Raw genomic sequence first — 21,776 nt, forward strand, 5'->3', positions numbered from 1 at the left:
ATCCTCGAACCCGTGTTCGATCACAGTGGCTCGGCGACGCCCTGACCAGCGAGGACGAGGCTGTGGAGCAGTCAGGTGGGTGTGGACGGACGGTCCACCCCCGGACCGGGAGCGGCTCGGGTCACCCGACCGGGCGCGCCTCCGCCTGGGCGTCGAGTTCCCCGGCGTAGCGGCGGACCGCCTCGCGCAGCGCGTCCTCGACGTCCCAGCCACGCTGCTCGGCGGCGGCGACGACGGCCAGCAGCCGCTCCCCCAGCTCCTCCGGGCTGGCCGAGGCCAGCTCCGCGGGCTCGGGCGTGGCCAGGCCGGCGCGGGTCGCCCGGCGCACGAGCGCCGCACCCCACGAGGCCGCGGGCTGCGACCGGGAGACGCCCTCGGTCGGCGAGCGCCGCTGCTTCTCGGCCCTCTTGATCTCCTCCCAGCCGGCCTCCACCTGGGCCACGTCGCGCGGGCCGGCGTCGCCGAACACGTGCGGGTGCCGCCGGACCAGCTTGTCGACCAGGTCGCCGGCGACGTCGTCCACGTCGAAGCGCCGGCCGGGAGCCGCCTCTGCCGCGACCCGCGCGTGGAAGACGACCTGCAGCAGCACGTCGCCGAGCTCCTCGCGCATCGCGGCCGGGTCGTCGTCGACGATCGCGTCGTAGGCCTCGTGCGCCTCCTCGAGCAGGTAGCCGCGCAGCGAGGCGTGCGTCTGCTCGGCGTCCCACGGGCACCCGCCGGGCGAGCGCAGGACGTCCATCACCCGGACGACGTCGAGCAGCCGGCTGCCCGGCAGCGGCGGCGCCTCGACCACCTCCCCGGCGTCCACCTCGACCCCGGCCGGGACGAGGGCGACGACGCTGTCGGGGCGGGCGGCGGCGGCCGTGGCGTCGTCGACGTCGTCCACCGCCCAGCCCCCGTCGCGCAGCGCGGCGGCGGTCGCGGCGGCACCGGGCAGCGCGACGACCGGCCGGCCGCTCGCCACCGCCCTCCACGCGGCGGGGCCGAGCAGGCCCGGGAGGGTGGGGTGGACGACGACGGCGAGCGCGACGGGCACCTGGTCAGTCTCCGGGAGAGCCGGGGAGCCGGCAGGAGCCGGGGGACGCCGCGCACCCGCGCAGCCCGTCCCGGGTGCTGCGCGCGCGGGGCCTCAGGACGGTCTCCCGTCCAGCTCCGGGTCGACCAGCCGGACGGCGAGGTGCACTGGCGGCCCTCACTCGGCGGGCGCGGTCCCGGCGGCGTCCCCGCCCGCCTCCAGGAGGTCGACGACCCCATCGTCGGACGGGACGATCGCGCCCTCCTCGAGCACGCCGTAGCGCGGGTTCACCGTGACGTCGATCCCGGCGCGGACGTCGGCGACCAGGTCCTGGGCGGCGGCGTCGGCATCGGCCCGGACGGATTCCTCCAGGTCGGGCCGGACCTCCTCGAAGCTCGGCACGGCGGGCTCGCCGACGAAGACCACGAGGACCCCGGGCAGGTCCGGCACGGTGAGCGAGGTGGCCGAGTTCGGCGCCGCGTCGGTCACCACGTCGGCCAGCGGGGCCGGCACGTCCCCGGGCGCGCGCGTCGCGACCTCGGGCAGCGTGGCCTCACCGGGGAACTGCGCGGCGATCGCGGGGTAGGCGCCCGGGTCGGCCTGCAGCGCGGCGACGGCGGCGTCGGCGGCGGCCTGGTCGGGGACGTTGACGTAGCCGAGTCGGACCTGCGCGAGCGAGGGCGCCTGCTGCGCGTACGCCGCGCGCAGCTCCGCCTCGCCCAGCCCGCCGACCAGGCCCTCGGACTCCGCGATCCGCTGCCGCACCACCTGCTGGCGGACGGTCTCGAAGACGTCCGCCCGGGCGACGCCCTGCGCGGCGGCCTGCGCGTAGACCGCCTCCGGGTCCTCGCCGGCGAGCAGCTCGTCCAGGCGCGACCGCACGTCGCCGTCGTCCACCGTGACGCCGTAGCGCTGCGCGACCCGCTCGTAGAGCTCCTCGGTGACCAGCCGGGTGAGGACCAGCCGGGTGAACTCGTCCTCCCGGCCCGTGGCGGCCTCCGCCAGGGCCGGGTCCTCCAGGCGGGTGTCCACCGCCGTCTGCAGCTCGTCGACGGTCACCTGCTCGTCGTCGACGTAGGCGGCCACGCTCGGGTCGCTGCGGCAGCCGGCCACCCCGGCCAGCGCGACCAGGCCCACGGCCAGCGATGCGGTCAGGCGACGCGTCTGCACGGTTCGTGAGCGTGCCACAGAGAGGACCCCGCCCCTTCACCACGGCGAGCTCGCGGCGAGCCTCCGGGCGGGGCACGCCCCGAGCCTGCGAGAGGCGGGGAGGGCGGGATCCTCCTCAGCTGGCCTTCGCGACGGGCTGCTCCAGGACGGCGGCCAGCAGCGAGTGCAGGTGCTCCAGCAGGGCGACGTCCCGAAGCGGGGTCCGCCGGTCGGGGCCGACCGGCACCTTGAGCGAGATGGTGTCGACGGCGGACTTGTAGGTCGCGCCGTCGGCCAGCCGCGCCAGCCGCAGCTGCTTGGACTCCGGCAGCGGGACGGGGCTGATCCGGATCGCCCGGCCCTGCATCGACACCTCCGTGATCCCCCACTGCCGGACGGCGGCGCGGAAGCGCGCCACGGCCAGCAGGTTGAGCACCGGCGCCGGTGGGGTGCCGTAGCGGTCGGTGAGCTCGTCGAGGACCGCCTGCGCCTGCTCGTCGGACTGCACCGAGGCCACCTTGCGATAGGCCTCCATCCGGAGCCGCTCGCCGGGCACGTAGTCGTGCGGCAGGTGCGCGTCGACCGGCAGGTCCACCCGGACGTCGGCCGGCTCGGCCGGCGGCTCCTCGCCGGCCAGCTGCGCCCGGTAGTCGGTGACCGCCTCGCCGACCAGCCGCACGTACAGGTCGAACCCGACCCCGGCGATGTGCCCGGACTGCTCGCCGCCGAGCAGGTTGCCCGAGCCGCGGATCTCCAGGTCCTTCATCGCCACGGCCATGCCGGCCCCGAGGTCGGTGTTGTGCGCGATGGTGGTCAGCCGGTCGACCGAGGTCTCGGTCAGCGGCCGGCTCGGGTCGTAGGTGAAGTAGGCGTACGCCCGCTCGCGGCCGCGGCCGACCCGGCCCCGGATCTGGTGCAGCTGCGAGAGCCCGAAGGTGTCGGCCCGGTCGACGATCAGCGTGTTGGCGTTCGGGATGTCCAGGCCGGACTCGACGATCGTCGTCGCGACCAGGACGTCGTACTCCTTCTCCCAGAAGCCGACCATGATCCGCTCGAGCTCGTGCTCCCTCATCTGCCCGTGGCCGACGGCGACCCGGGCCTCGGGCACGAGCTGGCGGATCTTCGCCGCCGCCTTGTCGATCGACTGCACCCGGTTGTGGATCACGAAGACCTGCCCGTCGCGCAGCAGCTCGCGGCGGATCGCCGCCGCCATCTGCTTGTCGTCCCAGGCGCCGACGTAGGTCAGCACCGGGTGTCGCTCCTCGGGCGGGGTGAGGATCGTGGACATCTCGCGGATGCCGGTCAGCGACATCTCCAGGGTGCGCGGGATCGGGGTGGCCGACATCGACAGCACGTCGACCGCCGTCCGCATGGTCTTCAGGTACTCCTTGTGCTCGACGCCGAAGCGCTGCTCCTCGTCGACGATGACCAGGCCAAGGTCCTTGAACCGGGTGGTCGGCTGCAGCAGCCGGTGCGTGCCCACGAGGATGTCGACCTCGCCCGCGGCCAGCTCCCGCAGGATCTGCGTCGTCTCGGCGTCGGACTGGAATCGCGACAGCACCCGCACCTTGACCGGGAACTGGGCGACCCGCTCCGAGAAGGTCTTGTGGTGCTGGTTGGCCAGCAGCGTCGTCGGCACGAGGACGGCGACCTGCTTGCCGTCCTGCACCGCCTTGAACGCCGCGCGGACGGCAATCTCGGTCTTCCCGTAGCCGACGTCGCCGCAGATGATCCGGTCCATCGGGACCGGGTGCTGCATGTCGGCCTTGACCTCGTCGATCGCGGCCAGCTGGTCGGGGGTCTCGTGGAACGGGAAGGCGTCCTCGAGCTCGCGCTGCCAGACGGTGTCCGGGCCGTACGCGTGCCCCTTCGTCGCCATCCGCGCCGAGTACAGCCGGATCAGCTCCGCGGCGATCTGCTTGACCGCCCGGCGCGCCTGGCCCTTGGTCTTCTGCCAGTCCGCGCCGCCGAGCTTGGACAGCGCCGGGGACTCGCCGCCGACGTACCGGGTGAGCTGGTCGAGGGCGTCGGTGGGGACGAACAGCCGGTCCGGCGGCTGGTTCCGCTTGGACGGCGCGTACTCGACGATGAGGTAGTCGCGCTGCCCGCCGTTGATGGTGCGGCTGACCATCTCGATGTAGCGGCCGATGCCGTGGTGCTCGTGGACGACGAGGTCGCCGGGCTGCAGCTGCACCAGGTCCACGGCGTTGCGCCGGCGCGCGGGCATCTTCACCGCGTCGCGCATCGAGGTGCCGCGCTGCCCGGTGAGGTCGTGCTCGGTGAGCAGCGCCAGGCCGATGCCGGGGAAGGCGAAGCCGGCCTCCAGGCTGCCCTGGGTGACGTGGGTCAGCTGCGGCTCGGGTGCCGTCGCGATGTCCGGCACCAACCTCGCACCCAGGTCGGCCTCGGTGAACTGGTCGGCGGCGCGCTGCGCCGGGCCGGGACCGGCGAAGGTGACCACGACCCGCCAGCCGTCGCGCGACCAGGCCCGCAGCTGGTCGACCGCGCGCGGGACGTCCCCGGCGAACCGCTCGACGGTCGTCGCGTCGAGGGTGACGTGGGTGTCGTCGTCCTCCGTCTGCAGCGTGAAGGCGCCGGTGCTCCACCACGGCACCCCGCGGCCGCGGGCGGCGGCCTCGACGTCGGCGAGGTCGCGATAGGAGGTCCCCCCGAGGTCCAGCGGCGCCTCGCCGGCCTCGGCGGCGGTCGCCCAGGACGCGGCGAGGAACTCCTCGGCGGTGCGCACCAGGTCCGCGGCGCGGCTGCGCACCCGCTCGGGATCGCAGACCAGCACGTGGGTGCCCACCGGCACGAGGTCGGTGAGGAGCTGGAGGTCGCCCTCGATGAGGGCCGGCGTCAACGACTCCATGCCCTCGACGGCGATGCCCTCGGCCAGCTTGCCGAGGATCTCCAGCAGGCCGGGGTGCAGGTGAGCCAGCTCGGCGGCGCGGGCGCGCACCTCGTCGGTGAGCAGCAGCTCGCGGCACGGCGGCGCCCACAGCCGCTCCGGGCGCTCGTCGAGCGAGCGCTGGTCGGCGGCGGAGAAGTAGCGCAGCTCGTCGACCTCGTCGCCCCAGAACTCCACCCGGACCGGGTGCGGCTCGGTCGGCGGGAACACGTCGAGCAGGCCACCGCGGACGGCGAACTCACCGCGCTTCTCCACCAGTTCCACGCGGGTGTAGGCGGCGTCGGTCAGCGCGCGGGCGACGTCGTCGAGCTCGGTGGTGTCCCCCGGCGCCAGCTCGACCGGCACCAGGTCGCCCAGACCGGGGGCGAGGGGCTGCAGCACGCTGCGCACCGGCGCGACCAGGACGTCGATCGGCCCGTTGACGCCGGGGTGGGTCAGGTCGCGCAGCACCGCGAGCCGCCGGCCGACGGTGTCCGCGCGCGGCGAGAGCCGCTCGTGCGGCAGCGTCTCCCAGGCCGGGAAGACCTCGGTGCGCCGGTCTGGCAGGAAGCAGCGCAGTTGGTCGGCGACCTGATCGGCGTCCCGCTCCCCCGCCGTGACGACGAGGACGGGCACGCCCGCGCCGCCGTGCTGCGCCGCGAGGGCGGCGGCCACCAGCGGCTGCACGGACGGCGGCGCGGTGACCGCCAGCTCGGCGTTCCCGGCGGCGGCCACGACGCGGGCCACCCCGGGGTCGGTGAGGACGACGTCGAGCACGCCGCGGAGGGTCACGAAGAGGTCTCCTGAGGTCGGGGGGCCACGCACGGCGCGCCGGGTGCGCGGGGGGCCGGACCTCCAGGTTAGTCCCGTCGCGACCGTCCCGCCGCCGCCGTACGGCCGCCCCCCGATGGGGTGACCGGACCCACCGGACCCGGGTCCCCGGGCCGCCGCGGCCCTACCGTGCGCTGCGGACGTCCGGGCGGAAGGCGGGGGACAGAGGGCATGGAACTGCGGGACTACGGGACGGCGCTGCGCCGCCACTGGCGGACCGGCGTGGGCGTGGCACTGGCCTGCCTGCTCGCCGCGGTCGTCGTGGTGCTGGCCACCCCGATCACCTACCGGGCCACCGCCCAGGTCTTCGTCGCCAGCACCGGCGAGGGGACCAGCGGCGCCCAGTTCGTCAACCAGCGCGTTCCCAGCTACCCCGAGGTGGCCCGGAGCCGCGCCGTCCTCGACCCGGTGATCGACGACCTCGGCCTGGACGAGTCCTTCGCCGACCTACGCGCCCGCGTCGAGGCCACCAACCCGCTGGAGACCTCGCAGATCGACATCGCCGTCACCGGCCGGGACGCCGCCGAGGCCGCCCGGGTGGCCGACGCCGTCGCCGAGGAGTTCGGCACCGTCGTCGAGCAGCTCGAGCGCCCCGCCGGCGGCGTCGCGCCGGTCGACCTCACCGTGACCAACCCCGCCACCGTGCCGACGACCCCGGCCGCGCCGCAGACCGGTCTGCTGCTCGCCCTCGGGCTGGTCGCCGGGCTGGCGCTGGGCGCCGCGGCCGCCGTCGTCCGCTCCCGCCTGGACGGCCGGCTGCACTCGGCCGAGGACGTCCGCGCCGCCTGGCACGGGGCGGACGACGTCCCGGTGCTGGCCCGCCCCACCGGCCGGGCCCGGCGAAGCGCGCTGGCCGGCGATCCGGTCGCCGTCCTGGCCCGGCGGGTGGAGGCACTGGCCGAGGACCGGCCGGTGTCGGTCGCGCTGGTCTCCCCCTCTGCCGACCGGGCGCCGTGGTCGCTGGCCGGGGACCTCGCGCTGCGGCTGCGCGCCGCCGGGCTCCCGACGACGGTGGCCGACCTCGGCGGGGACGCCGCCAACGACGGGCCGGCCCGGGTCCGGCTGTCGGTCGTCTCCCCGCTGCTCGCGCCGCACGACTGGCGCCGCCTGGCCGATACCGCCCACGTCGTCGTCGCCGTCGCCCGCGGCCGGGCGCAGCGGGTCGACCTCGCCGAGCTGGGCACGATCCTGTCCGGCGCCGGGATCCGGCCGCTCGCGCTGGTCGTCACGCGCCTGCGCCGCGGCGGCGCCGACCCGCAGCCGGTCGCCCGGCTCGAGGGGACGCCGGCCCGCCCGGCCGCCTCGGTGCCGGCGCCGCGCTGAGCCCGGTGACCGCCCCTGCCCGCGTCGCATCCGGCCCGGCTCCCGACGCGCCGACGGACGGCGCCCGCCGCCCCGGCGTCCTGGCGGTCGCGCTGCTGCTCGTCGTCGTCACGGTCGGGTGGCGGCGCGGCGAGTACTTCACCGGCTCGCTGGACCCCGTCGTCCTCGCCAAGGCGGGGCTGAGCGCGCTGGCGCTCGCCGGGGCCTTCCTGCTCGCGGCGTCGGGTCCGCGGCTGCGGCTCGGGACGGCGTGGCTGTGGTGGCTGGGGGTCGTCCTCGGCTGCTCGGTCTTCGGCGCGCTGGCCAGCGGCGACCTGGCCGCCGGTGGCACCGTGGCCGTCCGGGTGGCGGTGCTGGGCGCGACGGTGCACCTGCTGCTGCGTGCCGCGCCCGGCCTGCAGGTCGTCACCGCCCTGGCGGTCGCCTGCGGCCTGGTTGCCGCCGTCGCCGCCGTCACCGGGCTGCCCACCCTCGCCGAGGGCCGGCTGGCCGGCGGCCTGCCCGCGCTGAGCCCCAACGAGCTCTCGCTGCTGGCCGGCGTCGTCGTCCTCGTCCTCGCCTGGCGCACCGTGCTCGAGCGGGCGGGCTGGGCCGATGCCCTCGCGGGCGCGGCCTTCCTCGGCGTCATCTGGGCCACCGGATCGCGCACCGGCCTGCTGATGCTGCTCGTCGCCCTCGCGGTCATGGCCCTGTACCTGCGCCGCCCGCCGGTCGGGCTGGTGGTCGGCGGGCTGCTGCTGGGCGGGCTCGCGGTGGTCGGGGCGGCCACGACGGGCGTCGTCACCGCCGTCGTCACCCGCGACGGGGACGGCGTGGGCACGCTGGAGTCGCGCTTCATCGCCTGGCGGGCCGCGCTGGATCTGCCGCGGTCGGCCTGGCAGGAGGTCTTCGGCGGCGGCATGGCGCTCAAGGTCATCCCGATCAAGGGGCAGTGGTGGGACGAGCAGCCGCTGGACAGCAGCTGGGTCTCGCTGCTCGTGCAGGCCGGCGTCCTGGGCCTGGCGGTCGGCCTCGGCTGGGCGCTGTGGGCGCTGCGCGGCGCGGCCCGGACGCCCCGGCCGGTGCGGGTGCTGTTCCTCGGCCTGCTGGTCTTCGTGGTCGGCCGCAGCACCGTGGAGAGCGGGATGTTCGACGCGACGCCGGCCTTCCTGCTGCTCGCCGCGCTCTCCGCGCTCGCCGAACGAGGGTCGGCGGACCGACTGGCCGCCGAGGCCGAAACGCTGGCCCCCGCGTCCCCGCGGAGCTGGTGATCCGGAGCGGGCTGGACTCGTGCCCGACTCGACGTGCGACAGCGGCAGGCGGAACTCGAAGACCTCCTCACCTTTGACCACCCGCTCCTGCGCCGAGATCGCGGCGCACCGGCGGTTGGGCAGAGACGGGTGACCAAGGAGGCATGTGTCGAGCCGGCGGGATGGCTGGGCTGCCCGCTACTGAGTTGTAGGCGGCGGGCGCAGATTAGGGTGACGGCCAGCCAGGCCAGCGCGGTGATGGTCGCGGCGCTGCGATCACGGCGATGCGTCGGACACTGCCAGGAAGGCACACAGCCGGGGGTGCAATCGATGACCCAGCGGTGCCGATCCAGCCGTTGACCGGAGTCGCGACCGAGGCGAGGCTTCGGGCGATGTTGCCGCCGGGACGCTGGAGATCCTCGTGATGGCTAGTTGTACTGCCCGGACAGATTGGTCAAGCGTGTGATCGGGGGTCGCTTGCCGATCGCGGTGTGGGGCCGGTGATGGTTGTACTCGTGCAGCCAGGCCGGCAGGGCCTTGCGGCGCGCTGACTCGCTCAGATACATGCGCCCGAAGGCCCAGCCCTCGGCGAGTGTGCGGTGGAAGCGTTCGATCTTGCCGTTGGTCTGCGGGCGGTAAGGCCGGGTGCGCTTGGGCGTGATGCCCAGCTCGGCACAGGCTTCGCGCCAGGCGTGGGAGCGGTAGGCCGAGCCGTTGTCGCTCAGGACGCGCTGGACGGTGACGCCGCGGGCGGTGAACCGGGCCACCGCCCGGCGGAGCACGCCGATGGCGGTGGCGGCGGTCTCGTCGTCGTGGATCTCGGCGTAGGCGACCCGGCTGTGGTCGTCGACCACGGTGTGCACGAACGCGGTGCCCAGCTTGGGGTTGTAGTGGGCGTTGCGCGGCTTGCCCGGGGTGGCGGCCCGGTTGCGGTGGCCCTGGGCGCGGCCGACGTAGCGATGTCCGCCGCCGTCGGGATGTTGCCCAGCTTCTTCACATCGACGTGCAGCAGGTCGCCGGGGCATCGCGTTCGTAGCGGCGGATCGGCTCGCCGGTGGCGCGGTCGACGTGGGACAGCCGGTTGAGTCGGCAGCGCACCAGCACCGCGTGCACCGTGGAGGCGGCCAGCCCGAGCCGGTCGGCGATGGCGACCGGGCCCAGCCGCTTCTTCCAGCGCAGGTGCACGATCTTGCCCACCACCGGCCGCGGGGTGCGCCGCGGGCAGGAGTGCGGCCGTGAGCTGCGGTCGGTCATGCCCGCCTCGCCGGCTTCCCGATAGCGGTCGGCCCACCGCTTGGCTGTCGGCCAGGACACGTTGAACACCGCCGCGGCGTAGCTGATCGTCCAGCCGTCCTCGACCATCGCCCGGGCCAGGCGCAGTCGGTGGCGTGGGGTCAGGGCAGCGTTAGCGTGGGACACGAGGACCTCCGAGCCGTGGGTGGGTGCCTTCAGCAGCTTCACTCCACGTCCGGAGGTCCTCCCCGAACAAGATCAGTCAGATCGTGTGGTCACACGCCCTCGACCAACGTCTCCGGGCAGTACAGCTAGTCGGAGTACTGAGCCGCTGGAGCATCGGGCGGGGCATCGTGCCCGGCGGGTAGTTCGGGGCAGGTGCGCTCGTATGGAATTCCTGGCAGGAGTTGCTCCCATTCGCTCATGGACAGGTTGCGGTTCACTAACTCGCAGCCGACCGGCAGCCAGGACTGGAAGAACGGGTCCCACAGCCGCGCGGTGCCATCCGCGCCGGTAGTGGCCAGCAGTTGCCCGTCCGGGCTGAACGCCACCCCCCACACCCTGTCGGTGTGGCCGGTCAGCGGCTGCCCGTGCGGCTGGCCGGTGGCCACGGCCCACAGCCGCACCGTCTGATCTGGCCCCGTGCTGGCCAGCAGCCGCCCGTCGGGGCTGAACGCCACGCCATCCACCCAGTCGGTGTGACCGGTCAGCAGGTCACCGTGCGGCTGGCCGGTGCCCACGTCCCACAATTGGACTGTGTAGTCCCCGTTGGCGGTGGCCAGCAGCTGCCCGTCGGGGCTGAACGCCACCCCGTTCACCGCGTTGGCGCTTGGTTGAGGCAGTCGGTCACCATGCAGTCGGCCGGTGGCTACGTCCCACAGCCACGTGGCGCCGTCCTGGCTGGCGGTGGCCAGCAGCCGACCGTCCGGGCTGAAGGCCACGTCCCACACCTGGTCGTTGTCTCCGCTCACCAACTGCCCATGCGGCTGGCCGGTGGCCACGTCCCACAGCCGGGCGGTGCCATCGTCGCTGGCGGTGGCCAGCAGCCGCCCGTCCGGGCTGAACGCCACCTGGATCACCGCGCCGGTGTGGCCGGTGAGCGGCTGCCCGGTCGGCTGGCCGGTGGCCACGTCCCACAGCCACGCCGTGCCGTCTCCGCTGGCGGTGGCCAGCAGCCGCCCGTCCGGGCTGAACGCCACTCCCCACACCGCATCGGTGTGGCCGGTGAGCGGGCGTGAAGCGTGGGTGACCCGCCCCAGGGCGGTGATGAGTCCGGTCGAGGGCTGCGGTGAGTGGCCGCGGGCCAGGCTCATGCTCTGGAGGCCGGCCAGGATCGCGGTGTCCGGCCGGCGGTCGGCCAGTTGTCCTGCCTCACCAGCCAGCTGTCGGGACAGCGCCAGGCGGGTCTGCGCCTGAGCGGTCTCGGTCTGTTGCTGGGCTCTCTGGCTCGCGTTCACGGCGAGCCCGCCAGCTACGAGAGCAGCGACCAACAGGACCGCCAGGCCACCGGCCAGCACACGCAGCCGTCGGTTGGACCGGCGGGTGGCCGCCAGCTCCTGGGTCGCCAGCCCTCGGCTGGCCTCGAGGAACTGGTTTTCCAGCGAGCCGAGCTCTCCGGGATGCTCGCGGGCCCAGTGGTCGACCGCAGTGAGCCGGCCGCCGCGCAGCAGGTAGGAGTCGTCGCGCCGGCCGTGCTGCCAGTCGGCGGCCAGCCGTTCCAGCTCCGAGCGCAGCCGCAGCAGGCTCCGGTCGGCCTCGATCGCGTCGTACAGTGGGGGCCATTGGCGCAGCAGTGCCTCGTGCGCGACCTCGACCACGGCCTCAGCGGCGGGGTCGGCGGGGTCCTGGTCGCCCACCAGCAGGGCGGCGTCGATGAAGGCGTCGACCACCACCAGTTCCTCGGTGCTGAAGGAGCTGCGGCGCACCCGTCGGCGGGTCGGTTGCTCCTCGCCGGTGACGGTGGCCAGCCGGGTCAGCGTGCGCACCACCAACTCACCCGGGCCACTGCGACGCAGCTCGTCGGTCACGCGGTCGGCGCGGTGCCGCAGCGCACCGACGACGCCGCCGACGGCGTCGTAGTCGGCCGCGGTGATGTGCCGTTCACTTCTGGCTCGTTGGTAGAGCTGGTGCAGGGTGTAGCCGAGCAGCGGCAGGGCGTCGCCGCCGGCGGTGTCCTCCACCATCCGCTCCACCAGCCCGGGCTCCAGCTCCAGGCCGGCCCGCTGCGCCGGGCGGGCGATCACCTCGGCCAGCCGGCTCCGGCTCAGCGGCTCGATGACCAGCGGATCGTCGACCGCCTCGGCCAGCCCGGCCCGTTCGGGAGCGGTGCTGAGGAACTCCGAGCGCAGGGTGGCCACCGCCCAGACGGGGCTGTCCTCGTGCAGCGCCCCGCTCAGCAGCTGCAGGAAGGCCTGCTGCTCGCGGGCGCCGGTGCGGGTCAGCAGCTCCTCGGCCTGATCTACGACGACCAGCACGCCGGGCCGCCCGGCCCCGTTCACGGCGAGGTCGGCCAGCTCTCCGGCCAGCTCGACCAGTCCGGCCGAGCCGCGTCCGAGCGCGGCGGCCAGCTCGTCGGCCGGGCGTGGGCGGCCGCGGTCGGTGAAGGCGCGGGCCAGGCTGTCGGCGAGGTTGGTGGTGGGCCGCCGGCCCGGCCGCAGCGGTGGCACCACCAGCCACCGCTCCGGCTGCCGGGCCAGCCGCGGGAGCAACCCGGCGTGCACCAGCGAGGACTTGCCGCTGCCTGACGGCCCCACCACGGCCACCATGCGTCCCGGACCGCGCTGCAGCGTGGGGGTCAGCAGCTCCACCAGCCGGTGGGTCTCGGATTGGCGACCGAAGAAGACCGCGGCGTCCTCCGGTGCGAAGGGCACCAGGCCCGGATACGGCGACCGGTCCGGATCCCAGGCGAAGGAGTCGGCCGGATCCAGCCCGGCGGAGCGCAGCCCGGCCAGCAGCCGAGCCAGCCCCGCCTCGGCGTGGTCCAGGTCGGTCCACTGCACGTCGGTCAGCAGCGGCATCGCCACCCCCGGCTGCAGCCGCAGTGGAAACACCGGACGACCCAGTGACCGGGCCAGGCCGATCTCGATCGAACACCACCGGGAGGCGACCGAGGCCTCGCTGGCCAGGAACACCACCGCGTCGCTGCGGCGCAGCTGCGCGTACAGCTCGCGCTCCCAGTTGCGGCCCGCGGGGATGCCCCGCTCGGGGTCGAAGTCGACGAACAACGCGGCAAACCCCGCGGCCTGTAGCCGTGCCACGACCTGCTCGGTTTCGGCTCGGTCCCGGCTGCTGTGGCTGACGAACACCGAGGCCATCGACCTCGCCCCTTTGCCGGCGCGTCGTCGCGGTCACCTCGACGCTCAAGGGTGAGGTGGCCCAGAGAGCGAATAGCTAACTCCCGTAGGAGACCGCGAGCAAGCCTCCAGATACACCCTTGGGTAGACGATAAATCTCGGAATCGGGTGACGTCCCCGCTGATGGTGTGGTCCAGGTCGCCGAGTTCGGTGGGTGTTGCGGGGCCCTGAGCGTGCGGTGGCCCCACAGGCTCCGCCGCAACACAACGGGTGCGGGCCGGCAGGCACTCATTCAGCAGGCGGCAGACCCATTGCCGGCCGATCTCGTGCACTGCGGGTGCTGCAGGACCGGCAGAGCGCGAGGAACGCCGGCAAGGCTGCCCGCGGCCGACCGCGACGCCCCGACGAGCTCGGTCAGGCAGGGGCGAACGCTGGGGCCGCGGCGGTGGCCCGCGTCAGCGGCACCACCACGAGCTGCCGGACGGCGAGCGCGGCCAACGCCGGGCCGAGCGCCAGGGCCAGCGGCGTCCAGGCCACCGCACCGGGCGCCAGGAGGACCAGGGCGGCGACCGCACCCAGCGCGCCGAGCTCCAGCGCGCGCAGCGCCAGCACCCGGCGCTGGCCGCCGTGCACCGACGCCAGCGAGGAGTACGGCAGCAGCACCGCGCCGGCGACGGCGTAGACCGACCAGCCCGCGACGGCGGCGGCGGGCACCGCGTAGTCCCCGCCGGTGAGCACCGGGCCCAGCCACGGCAGCACGAGCAGCCCGGCGACCCCGACCGCACCGACGCCCGCGGCCAGGCCCGTCGCCGCGCGGTCGGCCACGCGCAGGCTCTCCACCATCGGCCGGACACGCAGCCCGACGAAGTGCGGCAGCAGGAACGAGCCGATGCCGGCGACCAGGGTCAGCGTCGGGGCGGTGTAGACGCGGGCGGCCTCCAGCGGCCCGTACGCCGCGGCCCCGACCGCCGCCACGACCAGCACCCGCAGCAGGGTGAGCGAGCCGGGCCGGACCGTCTGCGCGGCTGCCCGCCAGGTGCCGAAGGCGGCCACGCCGCGCAGGTCGGGACGGCGCCACGGGCCGCGCGGCCGCTCGCCCGCTGGCACGCGCCACCACGCCACGGCCGCGGCCGCGACCTGGCCCAGGAGCAGCGCCACCACGAAGGACGCGAGGCTGACCCCACCGGTCAGCCCCGCGACGCCCAGTGCCGCGAGAGCCCCGGCGAGGCTGGTGAGGTCGACCAGCGGCAGCGCGCGGTACCGGCCGGTCGCCATGAGCAGCCGGCGCAGCGTGTCCTCGACGACGAACGCCGCGCAGGCCGGCCCGAGCAGCAGCCCGGCCCACACCGGCACCAGCCCGCTGAGCAGCGCCGCGGCCGCGCCGGCCAGCCCCACGGCGGTGGCGACCAGCGCCGTCCACACGTGCAGGCCGGCCCGGGTGCCCCGGTCGGCGCGGTCCAGCACGGTCAGCGAGTCGCCGACCAGGCCGCTGCAGACCGCCGTCCCCAGGACCAGCGCCCCGTACGCGAGGGCGAAGACGGCCAGGCCGCCGGCACCCAGCAGCCGCGCGGCGGCCACCTGCAGCGCCAGCCCGGCCAGCGCCTGGGTGCCCTGCCCGAGCACCGCCGCGGTCGCGCGGCGGCTCAGCAGGCGCGCCAGCCTCCCCCTCACCGCCGGCTCAGTCCCGGGACGAGGCGTGCCGCAGCCGCACCGCGTGCCGGGCGAGCCGGGCCACGACGTGCGCCCGGGTGTCGCGCGGGCTGACGTAGCAGCGCGGGAGCGTGACCCGGTCGCCGGGCCGGTAGTCGCCGGTGACGCAGGCGTTGTCGTAGCCGGCGGCCCGGACGGCGTCGGCCGCGGCCTGGTCGTAGGAGCCGTAGGGGTAGCAGAAGCTCGCCACCTCGGCCTGCAGCACGTCCTCCAGCACCCGGCGGCTCTCCCCCACCTCGGCGGCGAGGACGGCCGGGTCGGCGCCGGCCAGCCGGGCGTGCGTCATCGTGTGGCTGCCGACCTCCTGGCCGGCCGCGGCGACGGCGCGCACCTGGTCGGCCGTCATGATGTCGAAGCGCGGGCCGGTGTCCCACTCGTTCTGCCCGCCCATGCGGCCGGCGACGACGTACACGGTGCCCGTCATCCCGTGCCGCTGCAGCACCGGGACGGCGGAGTCGCAAAAGTCGGTGTAGCCGTCGTCGAAGGTGAGCCCGACCAGCCCCGCGGCCGCGCCGCGGTCGGCGGCGCGCACCAGCTCGGTGAGCGAGACGCCCCGCAGCCCCAGCCGGCGCAGCAGCCGCAGGTGCCGGTCGAGCCGGTCGGGGTGCACGCGCAGCCGGTGCGGGTCGGGCTCGCGCGACGGGCTGATCGAGTGGTACATCAGCACCGGCGGGAGGGGCAGCCGCACCCGGGCGGCGGTCGCGACGCTCACCGGGCGGCTCCGGCCCCGGCCGACGCGGGGGCCTCGAGGGCCGCCAGCGCACGGCGCAGCGCGGTGCTCGACGTGTGCATCGTGTACGGGAAGTAGCGGACCTCCACGCCGACCGCGGCGAAGTCGCGCTCGAGCGCGAGCCCCTTGGGGGTGCCCCGCCAGTCGTCGCCCTTGAAGAGGACGTCGAAGCGGACCTCGCGCCAGGTGTCGAGCTTGTCCGGGACCACCTCGGCGTGCACGTCGTCCACGCAGCGGATGCTGCGGACGATCTCCATCCGCTCCGCGAGCGGGACGAGCGGCAGCCGGCCCTTGGTCTGCAGCAGCACCTCGTCGGCCACCACGCCGGCGACCAGCCGGTCGCAGTGCTCCGCCGCGTGCTTGAGGATGTTCAGGTGCCCGATGTGGAACAGGTCGTAGGCACCGGGCGCATAGCCGATCACTGGCACGTCTGGATTCCCCCCGTGGACGATTGGTGCACCGGGGAGTCCATCAGCCGCGGTGACCGACCGTCATCACCCGATGGGGTTCCGCCACCCGTTCGGGGCCGTGACCAGCACCGCAGCCCCGACGTCTGGTGACGTTCGGTCACCGCGAGAGGACGGCGTGCGGGGGAGCCGGGACGGCGTCCGGGCCGGCCACCGCGGCGACCAGCTCGTCCCGGTAGCGCTCGGGCGCGTGCCGGCGGCGGGCCTCGGCGGCGTCGGCGAGTGCCGCCGTCCGCGTCGCCGGCCAGTCGGCGGTCAGCCGCTGGACGGCGTCGGCCCACTCCTCGGGCCGACCCGCGTCCACCGCCTGCGCGGCGGCGTAACCGGCCGCGGCCTCGCGCAGCCCGCTGTGCGCGCTGACCACGAGCGGCCGGGCGGCGAGCACCGCCTCGACGGCGGTGTTGCCGAACGACTCGTCGCCGATCGAGGGCACCAGCGCGACGTCGGCGGCGGCCAGGTGTGGCCAGACGTCGGCGGTGAACCCGGCGAACTCGACCCGGTCGCCCAGCCCGGCGTCGGCGACCGTGCTGCGCAGCTCGTCGGCGAACCACTCGTAGCCCTCGAAGACCGAGCCGACGAGGGTCAGCCGGGCGTCGACTCCGCGGGACCGCAGCTCCTGCAGCGTCGCGACGGCGACCTGCGGACCCTTCCGCGGGGACAGCCGGCCGACGTAGAGCAGCCGCAGCGGGCCGGTCAGCTCGGCGCGCGCCGGCTCCGGGTCCGCCGGGCCGCGGACGGCGTTGGGCACGACGGTGCTGCGCCGGCGCAGCCGCGGTGCGACCTCGGCGAGCACCTCGAGGGTGAACCGACTGTTGGCCACGACCCGGTCGGCCAGCGCCGGGCACAGCGCCATCCCGAGCCGCAGCAGCCGTGGCGCGGACTGCTCGGCCTCGTGCACGTGGCACACCGACCGGCGGCCGGCCAGCCGCGCGAGCAGCGGCCACGACGGGAGGGTGAGGGTGTTGACGTAGACGCCGGCGACCCCGTGCCGGCGCAGCAGCCGCAGCGCGGGCAGCGTGCCGCGCACGGCGTCGGCGAGCAGCCGCAGCGCCCCGCGGGGCCGCAGCGCGGCGTTGCGCAGCACCGGCATCGGGCAGGTCTCCACCCGCACCCCGCGGGCCGCCAGCTCGCCGACCAGTGGCCCGGGTCCGGGGACGGCGACCGTCACGGTGAACCGGGCGGCGAGCGCGGTGGCCGACTCCAGCAGCACCCGGTCGGCGCCGTAGAGCTCGGCACCCGGGTGGACGACGAGCAGCGGCGGCCGGGCGGCGGGGACGGGCTCCGGGGGCCGGCGGGGGGCGGGGACGGTCACCGGGTCAGGCCACCGGGCCGGTGAACTGCAGCAGCGGGGCGCCGGCCTCGTAGCCGACCTCGATCGTCACCTGGTCGCGGGCGTCGGCGGGGACGGTGAAGACGTAGACGCCCTCGGCCGACTGCCCGGGCTCGACCATCGTGGCGAACGGGCGCCGCGAGGGGTCGTCCAGCGGCGAGGCCGGCGTCCGGTCGGGGCCGTGGGCGAGGTTCACGGCGACCCCGCCGAGCGCGACCGGCTCGGCCGTGCCGTTCTTGATGCGCACGGTGACCCGCAGGGCCGGGCCGGCGATGTTGCCCGGGCCGACACCGGTGCCCTCGATCGCCTCGATGGCCGGCAGCGTGACGACGACGCCGTCCCCGACCGCGCCCTCGGCGTCCAGCGGCACCTCCGGCAGCGACGGCGGCGGCTCGTCGACGTCCTCGGTGGGGCCGGTGGGCTCCGGCGTCGGCAGCTGCGGCACGACGGCCGGTTCCGGAGTGGCTGCGGGGGCCTCCGTGGGTGTCGCTGTTGCGTCCGGCGGTGCGCTCGTCGCCTCCTCGTCGCCGCCGAGGACCACCCCGAGGGTGACGAGGACGGCCAGTACCGCGGCAGCGGCTGCGGCGAGCAGCAGCCGGCGGCGCCGGGCGGGGGTCGGAGGGGACGCGGGCGTCCCGGTGTCGGTGCTCATCGCGGCAGCCTGCCCATCTCGCGGAACCACTTGACCGAGGCAAGGGCGAGGAAGGCCGCCGCCGCCAGGAAGAGGAGGGTGTAGGTCGGGACGAACAGCGCGGGCGCCCCGAACAGGACGAAGACGCAGGCCAGCAGGCCGTAGTCGGTCGGCAGCGTCAGCAGCGAGCGGCCCACGCCGACCCGCTGGGCGGTGCGCTGCGCGCGGGTGGCGACCCCGTGCTGGGCGCGCAGCGCCTCGTTGAGCATCGTGCCGAAGTAGGTGACGGCGTCGACGACGCAGTAGCCCAGCGGCACCAGCAGCCAGGCCCCGTCGACGACGTCGGCGCGGTACCAGCCGATCAGCACGGCCAGGTGCAGGCTGGAGGCCTTGGCGGCGTCGACCATGTGGTCGAGCCACTCCCCCGCCGGCGAGCCGCCGCCGCGCAGTCGCGCCAGCTGGCCGTCGGCGGCGTCGAGCGCGTACCCGAGCACCAGGCACGCGGCGACCGCCAGGCCCATCGGCACCGAGGGCGGAGCCAGGGCGAGCAGCGCGACGCCGGTGGCGGTGGACGCGGCACTGACTGCGGTGACCGCGTTGGGCGTGAGCCCGGCGTGGAAGGCCAGCGCGGCGAACAGCCGGCCCAGCGGCCGGTTGACGAAGCGCGAGTAGGCCGGGGCGCCGGTCGCCCCCTTCTGCGCCGCGGCGAGCCGGCGGACCGTCGTCCGCAGGTCCTCGGCAGGGCGGGTCCCGACGGCGGCGGTCACGGCCGCACCGCCGGGAGGTCCTCGACCGCGGGGGCGGGCGCGGGCAGCGGGACGACGTCCGCGGCCGGCCGCACCGGGCGCGGGGCCACCGGCGCGTCGGCCACTGTCGGCCGGCGGCGCCCCGAGGGACGGCGGACCGGGAACCGGCGCTCTGCCAGCGCCCGGGCGAGCTCCTCGTAGCCGGCGGCGACCTGGTCCCAGTCGTAGCCGCCGGCCAGCTCGCGGGCGCGCCGTCCCGAGTGGGTGACCCACTCGGGGTCGGCCTCCACCGCTTCGACCTCGCGGACCACATCGGCCGGGGTGCGGAAGTACCGCCCCGCGTCGGCGACGACCTCGCGGTTGAAGTCGACGTCGAAGGCGGTGACGGCCGCGCCCGCGCCGATCGCGCGCAGCAGCGAGGGGTTGGTGCCGCCGACGGAGTGCCCGTGCAGGTAGGTGGCGCAGTGGGCGTACAGCTGGTCGAGCAGCTCCTGGTCCCAGACGCCGCCGAGGAAGCGCACCCGGTCGTCGGCCAGCGCGTGCACCCGCGCGGTGTACTCGTCGGCGTAGGGCGCCGAGCCGACGACGACGAGCGGCTTGGTGGCCGCGCTCGCGGCGTAGCCCTCGACGATGACGTCGACGTGGTTCTCCGGCTCGAACCGGGCGACGACCAGGTGGTAACCGCGGGGCTCCAGGCCGAGCTCGGCCAGCCGGTCCGCACCGGGCTCGATGAGCGGCGCGCCGTAGGTCAGCAGCGTGGTCGGCGCGGCGAAGGCGTCGCGGTAGTAGTCGGCGATGCCCTGCGCGTCGGCGATGAGCGCGTCGGACCAGCGGACGGCGAGCGCCTCGGCGGCCCGGTAATACCGGCGTCCGGCGCCGCCCCACTTGGCGCGCTTCCACTCCAGCCCGTCCACGTGCGTGGCGACCGGGATGTCGGCGGCGCGCAGCGCCGGCAGCAGCGGCGAGTTGGCGGCGTTGAAGACGATGGCCGCGTCGGTGGGGTGGGCGATCAGGTGGCGGACCGACAGGGCGGTGTGGCTGAGGGTCTCCAGGGAGCGGCGGCGGGCGGCCGGCAGGTGCACCAGCTCCATGCCGAGGTGCTCGGCCGGCGGCGGCTCCTCCGCCCCGGGGACGGTGCGGCAGTAGACGACCACCCGGTGCCCGCCGTCGGCCAGCCGGCGGCCGATCTCCTCCACGGCGGTCTCGAACCCGCCGTACCGGGCCGGCACGCCGCGCGTGCCGACCATGGCGATGCTGAAGCGGTTCAAGGGGAACCTCCGTCTCGCGTCCGAGCTGTGCGGACGACGTCTCGTGCAGGGCGCACGGATCCCGTCGCCCTCGGTGAGCATTGACGGACTCCGCGCCGGTGGGGAGGCCTGCGGCGGGTGCCCTCACCCCCAGGGGGCACCCCGTGGGGGTGCAGGTCGGCCTCCCTGCAAGGCCCCGCGGGAGCCCTGATGGCCCCCTCGCAGGGGCCCGCTGCGAGCCTGCGAGTGGCGGGGGGCGAGGGGGTCCTTCAAGGGGGCAGGGAAGTCCTTCTTCAGTACGCGCCGGAGCTGCTGACGACGGCGCGCACGGTCTTCACGAGGATCAGCAGGTCCATGGCGAGCGACCAGTTCTCGACGTACCGGAGGTCCAGCCGCACCGATTCCTCCCACGGCAGGTCGGAGCGGCCGGAGATCTGCCACAGGCCGGTGAGCCCGGGCTTGACCAGAAGCCGGCGGCTGACCGAGGTGTCGTAGCGGGCGACCTCGCCGGGCAGCGGCGGGCGCGGACCGACCAGCGACATCGAGCCGCCGAGGACGTTGAGCAGCTGCGGCAGCTCGTCCAGCGACAGCCGGCGCAGCACGCGGCCGACCGGGGTGACCCGCGGGTCCACGCGCATCTTGAACAGCAGGCCGTCGGAGATGTTCTGCGCCTTCAGCGCGTCGACCTGACGGTCGGCGTCGACGACCATGCTGCGGAACTTCAGCATCGTGAAGGCCTGCCCGTTCACGCCCACCCGCTCCTGGCGGTAGAGCACGGGGCCGGGGCTCGTGACCTTGACGGCCACCCCGATGGTCAGCAGTGCGGGGGCGAGCAGCACCAGCGCCAGGGCGGCGACCGCGCGGTCCAGCCCGCCCTTCACCACCCGCTGCCAGCCCTCGAAGCGGGGCTGCTCCACCGACAGCAGCGGCAGCCCCTCGAACGGGCGGATGTGCAGCCGGGGGCCGGCGACCTCGATGAGGCCCGGCGCGACGAGCAGCTCGATCCCGGTGCCCTCCAGCTGCCAGGACAGCGAGCGCAGGTAGTGCGAGGCGGTCTCGCTGGCGGAGGTGACGGCGATGGTGTCCGCGCCGAGCTGCCCGGCGAGCGTCACGACGTCGTCCAGCCCGCCGACGGGGACGCCGGCGGTGCGGGCCACCCGGTCGCGGTCGTCCGGGGTCACGCAGGCGGCGACGACCTCCAGCCCGGCGAAGTGCTCGCGGCGCAGCCGGTCGACCAGCTCGAGAGCGGCGGTGCCGCGGCCCACGACCACGACCCGCTTGGTGCAGCGCCCCTGCGCGCGCAGGCCGCGCAGCGCGCAGCGGGCGGCGAACCGGCCGAGCAGGGTGACCAGGGTGAGCGCGGGGACGGCGACGACGACCAGGGCCCGGCTGAGGTCGAGGTCCGCGGCGTAGGAGACGAAGCCGGCGACGGCCAGCAGCGCGAAACCGGCCGTGCCGACGGCGCGGTACTCGTCGCTGCCGGTGCCGAAGACCCGCTCGGCGTGCGCGCCGGTGGCGTGCAGCAGCACCGGCCAGACGACGACGAGGCCGAGGCTGGCCCAGAACAGCGCGCTCGTGGACGAGGCCTGCGGGTGGGCGCCCAGGACGGTGCTGGCGGCGACCGCGGCGGCCGCGACCTCGAAGCCGGTCAGGGCGCGCGAGTACCGGCCGGCCCAGACGGCTCCGCCCCGCCGGAGCCGGGCACGGCGGGACGAGGACGGCGGCGCCAAGGCGGCGCGGGATGCCGTCCCGAGTCGGATGGTGGATTGGTCGAGCAGCACGGTTCCCCCCGGACACGCGTCACAACGTGTAGTCGGCATCACCCGTGCGAGGGCAACGACCCGACTGTCACCAGGGAGTTTGCCCGGGCACGGTGCCCGACATCGGACCGACCATCACAGTCAGTCACGAGGGGGTCAATGCGAGCCGGGCCCGTTCACTCGTTGGGGACGGCG

14 protein-coding genes and 2 pseudogenes are annotated in these 21,776 nt (G+C 75.4%); 2 read left to right on the forward strand and 14 right to left on the reverse strand.

The annotated features are described in order from the left end of the window. Positions 1-121 precede the first annotated feature (121 nt). From BLW63_RS08225 to mfd, 3 genes are all read right to left on the reverse strand, one after another. On the reverse strand, positions 122-1,036 hold the full coding sequence (locus BLW63_RS08225) for a nucleoside triphosphate pyrophosphohydrolase (RefSeq protein WP_091153554.1): 915 nt from the start codon (positions 1,034-1,036) through the stop codon (positions 122-124). Between the two features lie 156 nt (positions 1,037-1,192). Continuing rightward, the gene (locus BLW63_RS08230; RefSeq protein ID WP_211517051.1) at positions 1,193-2,185 is read right to left on the reverse strand and encodes a SurA N-terminal domain-containing protein; all 993 of its coding nucleotides are present in this window, start codon (positions 2,183-2,185) and stop codon (positions 1,193-1,195) included. A 115-nt stretch (positions 2,186-2,300) separates the two neighbouring features. Further along, positions 2,301-5,843, reverse strand: a complete 3,543-nt coding sequence (mfd, locus tag BLW63_RS08235) for a transcription-repair coupling factor (RefSeq protein ID WP_091153562.1) — start codon at positions 5,841-5,843, stop codon at positions 2,301-2,303. A gap of 210 nt (positions 5,844-6,053) precedes the next feature. On the opposite strand from mfd, the gene BLW63_RS08240 reads away from it, so the two are divergent. Further along, positions 6,054-7,205: a YveK family protein gene (locus BLW63_RS08240; protein WP_091153565.1), complete on the forward strand. Its 1,152-nt coding sequence runs from the start codon at positions 6,054-6,056 to the stop codon at positions 7,203-7,205. Between the two features lie 5 nt (positions 7,206-7,210). Then, positions 7,211-8,455: a hypothetical protein gene (locus BLW63_RS08245; protein WP_091153569.1), complete on the forward strand. Its 1,245-nt coding sequence runs from the start codon at positions 7,211-7,213 to the stop codon at positions 8,453-8,455. A 188-nt stretch (positions 8,456-8,643) separates the two neighbouring features. Here BLW63_RS08245 and BLW63_RS27820 read toward each other — a convergent pair. From BLW63_RS27820 to BLW63_RS08295, 11 genes and pseudogenes are all read right to left on the reverse strand, one after another. Then, a pseudogene (locus BLW63_RS27820) lies at positions 8,644-8,814 on the reverse strand (IS5/IS1182 family transposase); the annotation flags it as partial. Between the two features lie 48 nt (positions 8,815-8,862). Next, positions 8,863-9,853: pseudogene (locus BLW63_RS08250) on the reverse strand (IS481 family transposase). A gap of 125 nt (positions 9,854-9,978) precedes the next feature. After that, the gene (locus BLW63_RS08255) at positions 9,979-12,981 is read right to left on the reverse strand and encodes an nSTAND1 domain-containing NTPase (RefSeq protein WP_091153573.1); all 3,003 of its coding nucleotides are present in this window, start codon (positions 12,979-12,981) and stop codon (positions 9,979-9,981) included. A 393-nt stretch (positions 12,982-13,374) separates the two neighbouring features. Further along, complete coding sequence (locus tag BLW63_RS08260) at positions 13,375-14,631, reverse strand: oligosaccharide flippase family protein (RefSeq protein ID WP_091153577.1); 1,257 nt, start codon at positions 14,629-14,631, stop codon at positions 13,375-13,377. A gap of 7 nt (positions 14,632-14,638) precedes the next feature. Further along, the gene (locus BLW63_RS08265; RefSeq protein WP_091153580.1) at positions 14,639-15,382 is read right to left on the reverse strand and encodes a polysaccharide deacetylase family protein; all 744 of its coding nucleotides are present in this window, start codon (positions 15,380-15,382) and stop codon (positions 14,639-14,641) included. Then, on the reverse strand, positions 15,379-15,828 hold the full coding sequence (locus BLW63_RS08270) for an FAD synthase family protein (RefSeq protein ID WP_091153583.1): 450 nt from the start codon (positions 15,826-15,828) through the stop codon (positions 15,379-15,381). Before BLW63_RS08270 ends, BLW63_RS08265 begins: the two co-directional genes overlap by 4 nt. A gap of 139 nt (positions 15,829-15,967) precedes the next feature. Then, positions 15,968-17,179 carry a glycosyltransferase gene (locus BLW63_RS08275; protein WP_091153587.1) on the reverse strand — a complete coding sequence of 404 codons (1,212 nt, stop codon included), beginning with the start codon at positions 17,177-17,179 and terminating at the stop codon, positions 15,968-15,970. A 4-nt stretch (positions 17,180-17,183) separates the two neighbouring features. Further along, positions 17,184-17,849: a hypothetical protein gene (locus tag BLW63_RS08280; protein ID WP_091153590.1), complete on the reverse strand. Its 666-nt coding sequence runs from the start codon at positions 17,847-17,849 to the stop codon at positions 17,184-17,186. Continuing rightward, complete coding sequence (locus tag BLW63_RS08285; protein WP_091153594.1) at positions 17,846-18,595, reverse strand: CDP-alcohol phosphatidyltransferase family protein; 750 nt, start codon at positions 18,593-18,595, stop codon at positions 17,846-17,848. Before BLW63_RS08285 ends, BLW63_RS08280 begins: the two co-directional genes overlap by 4 nt. After that, a complete protein-coding gene (locus BLW63_RS08290; RefSeq protein ID WP_244522441.1) occupies positions 18,592-19,842 on the reverse strand; it encodes a DUF1972 domain-containing protein in 1,251 nt (416 codons plus the stop codon). The genes BLW63_RS08285 and BLW63_RS08290 overlap by 4 nt, the downstream gene beginning before the upstream one ends. Positions 19,843-20,114: 272 nt before the next feature. Further along, on the reverse strand, positions 20,115-21,602 hold the full coding sequence (locus BLW63_RS08295; protein ID WP_244522442.1) for a sugar transferase: 1,488 nt from the start codon (positions 21,600-21,602) through the stop codon (positions 20,115-20,117). Positions 21,603-21,776: the final 174 nt, after the last annotated feature.

It is taken from the genome of Geodermatophilus africanus (assembly GCF_900107105.1).
Lineage (GTDB): Bacteria > Actinomycetota > Actinomycetes > Mycobacteriales > Geodermatophilaceae > Geodermatophilus > Geodermatophilus africanus.

Excerpts from the sequence above, each read along its gene's own strand:
- BLW63_RS08240 (WP_091153565.1), top strand. The coding sequence starts at position 6,054 with ATGGAACTGCGGGACTACGGGACGGCGCTGCGCCGCCACTGGCGGACC.
- BLW63_RS08280 (WP_091153590.1), bottom strand. The coding sequence starts at position 17,849 with ATGAGCACCGACACCGGGACGCCCGCGTCCCCTCCGACCCCCGCCCGG.
- BLW63_RS08255 (WP_091153573.1), bottom strand. The coding sequence starts at position 12,981 with ATGGCCTCGGTGTTCGTCAGCCACAGCAGCCGGGACCGAGCCGAAACC.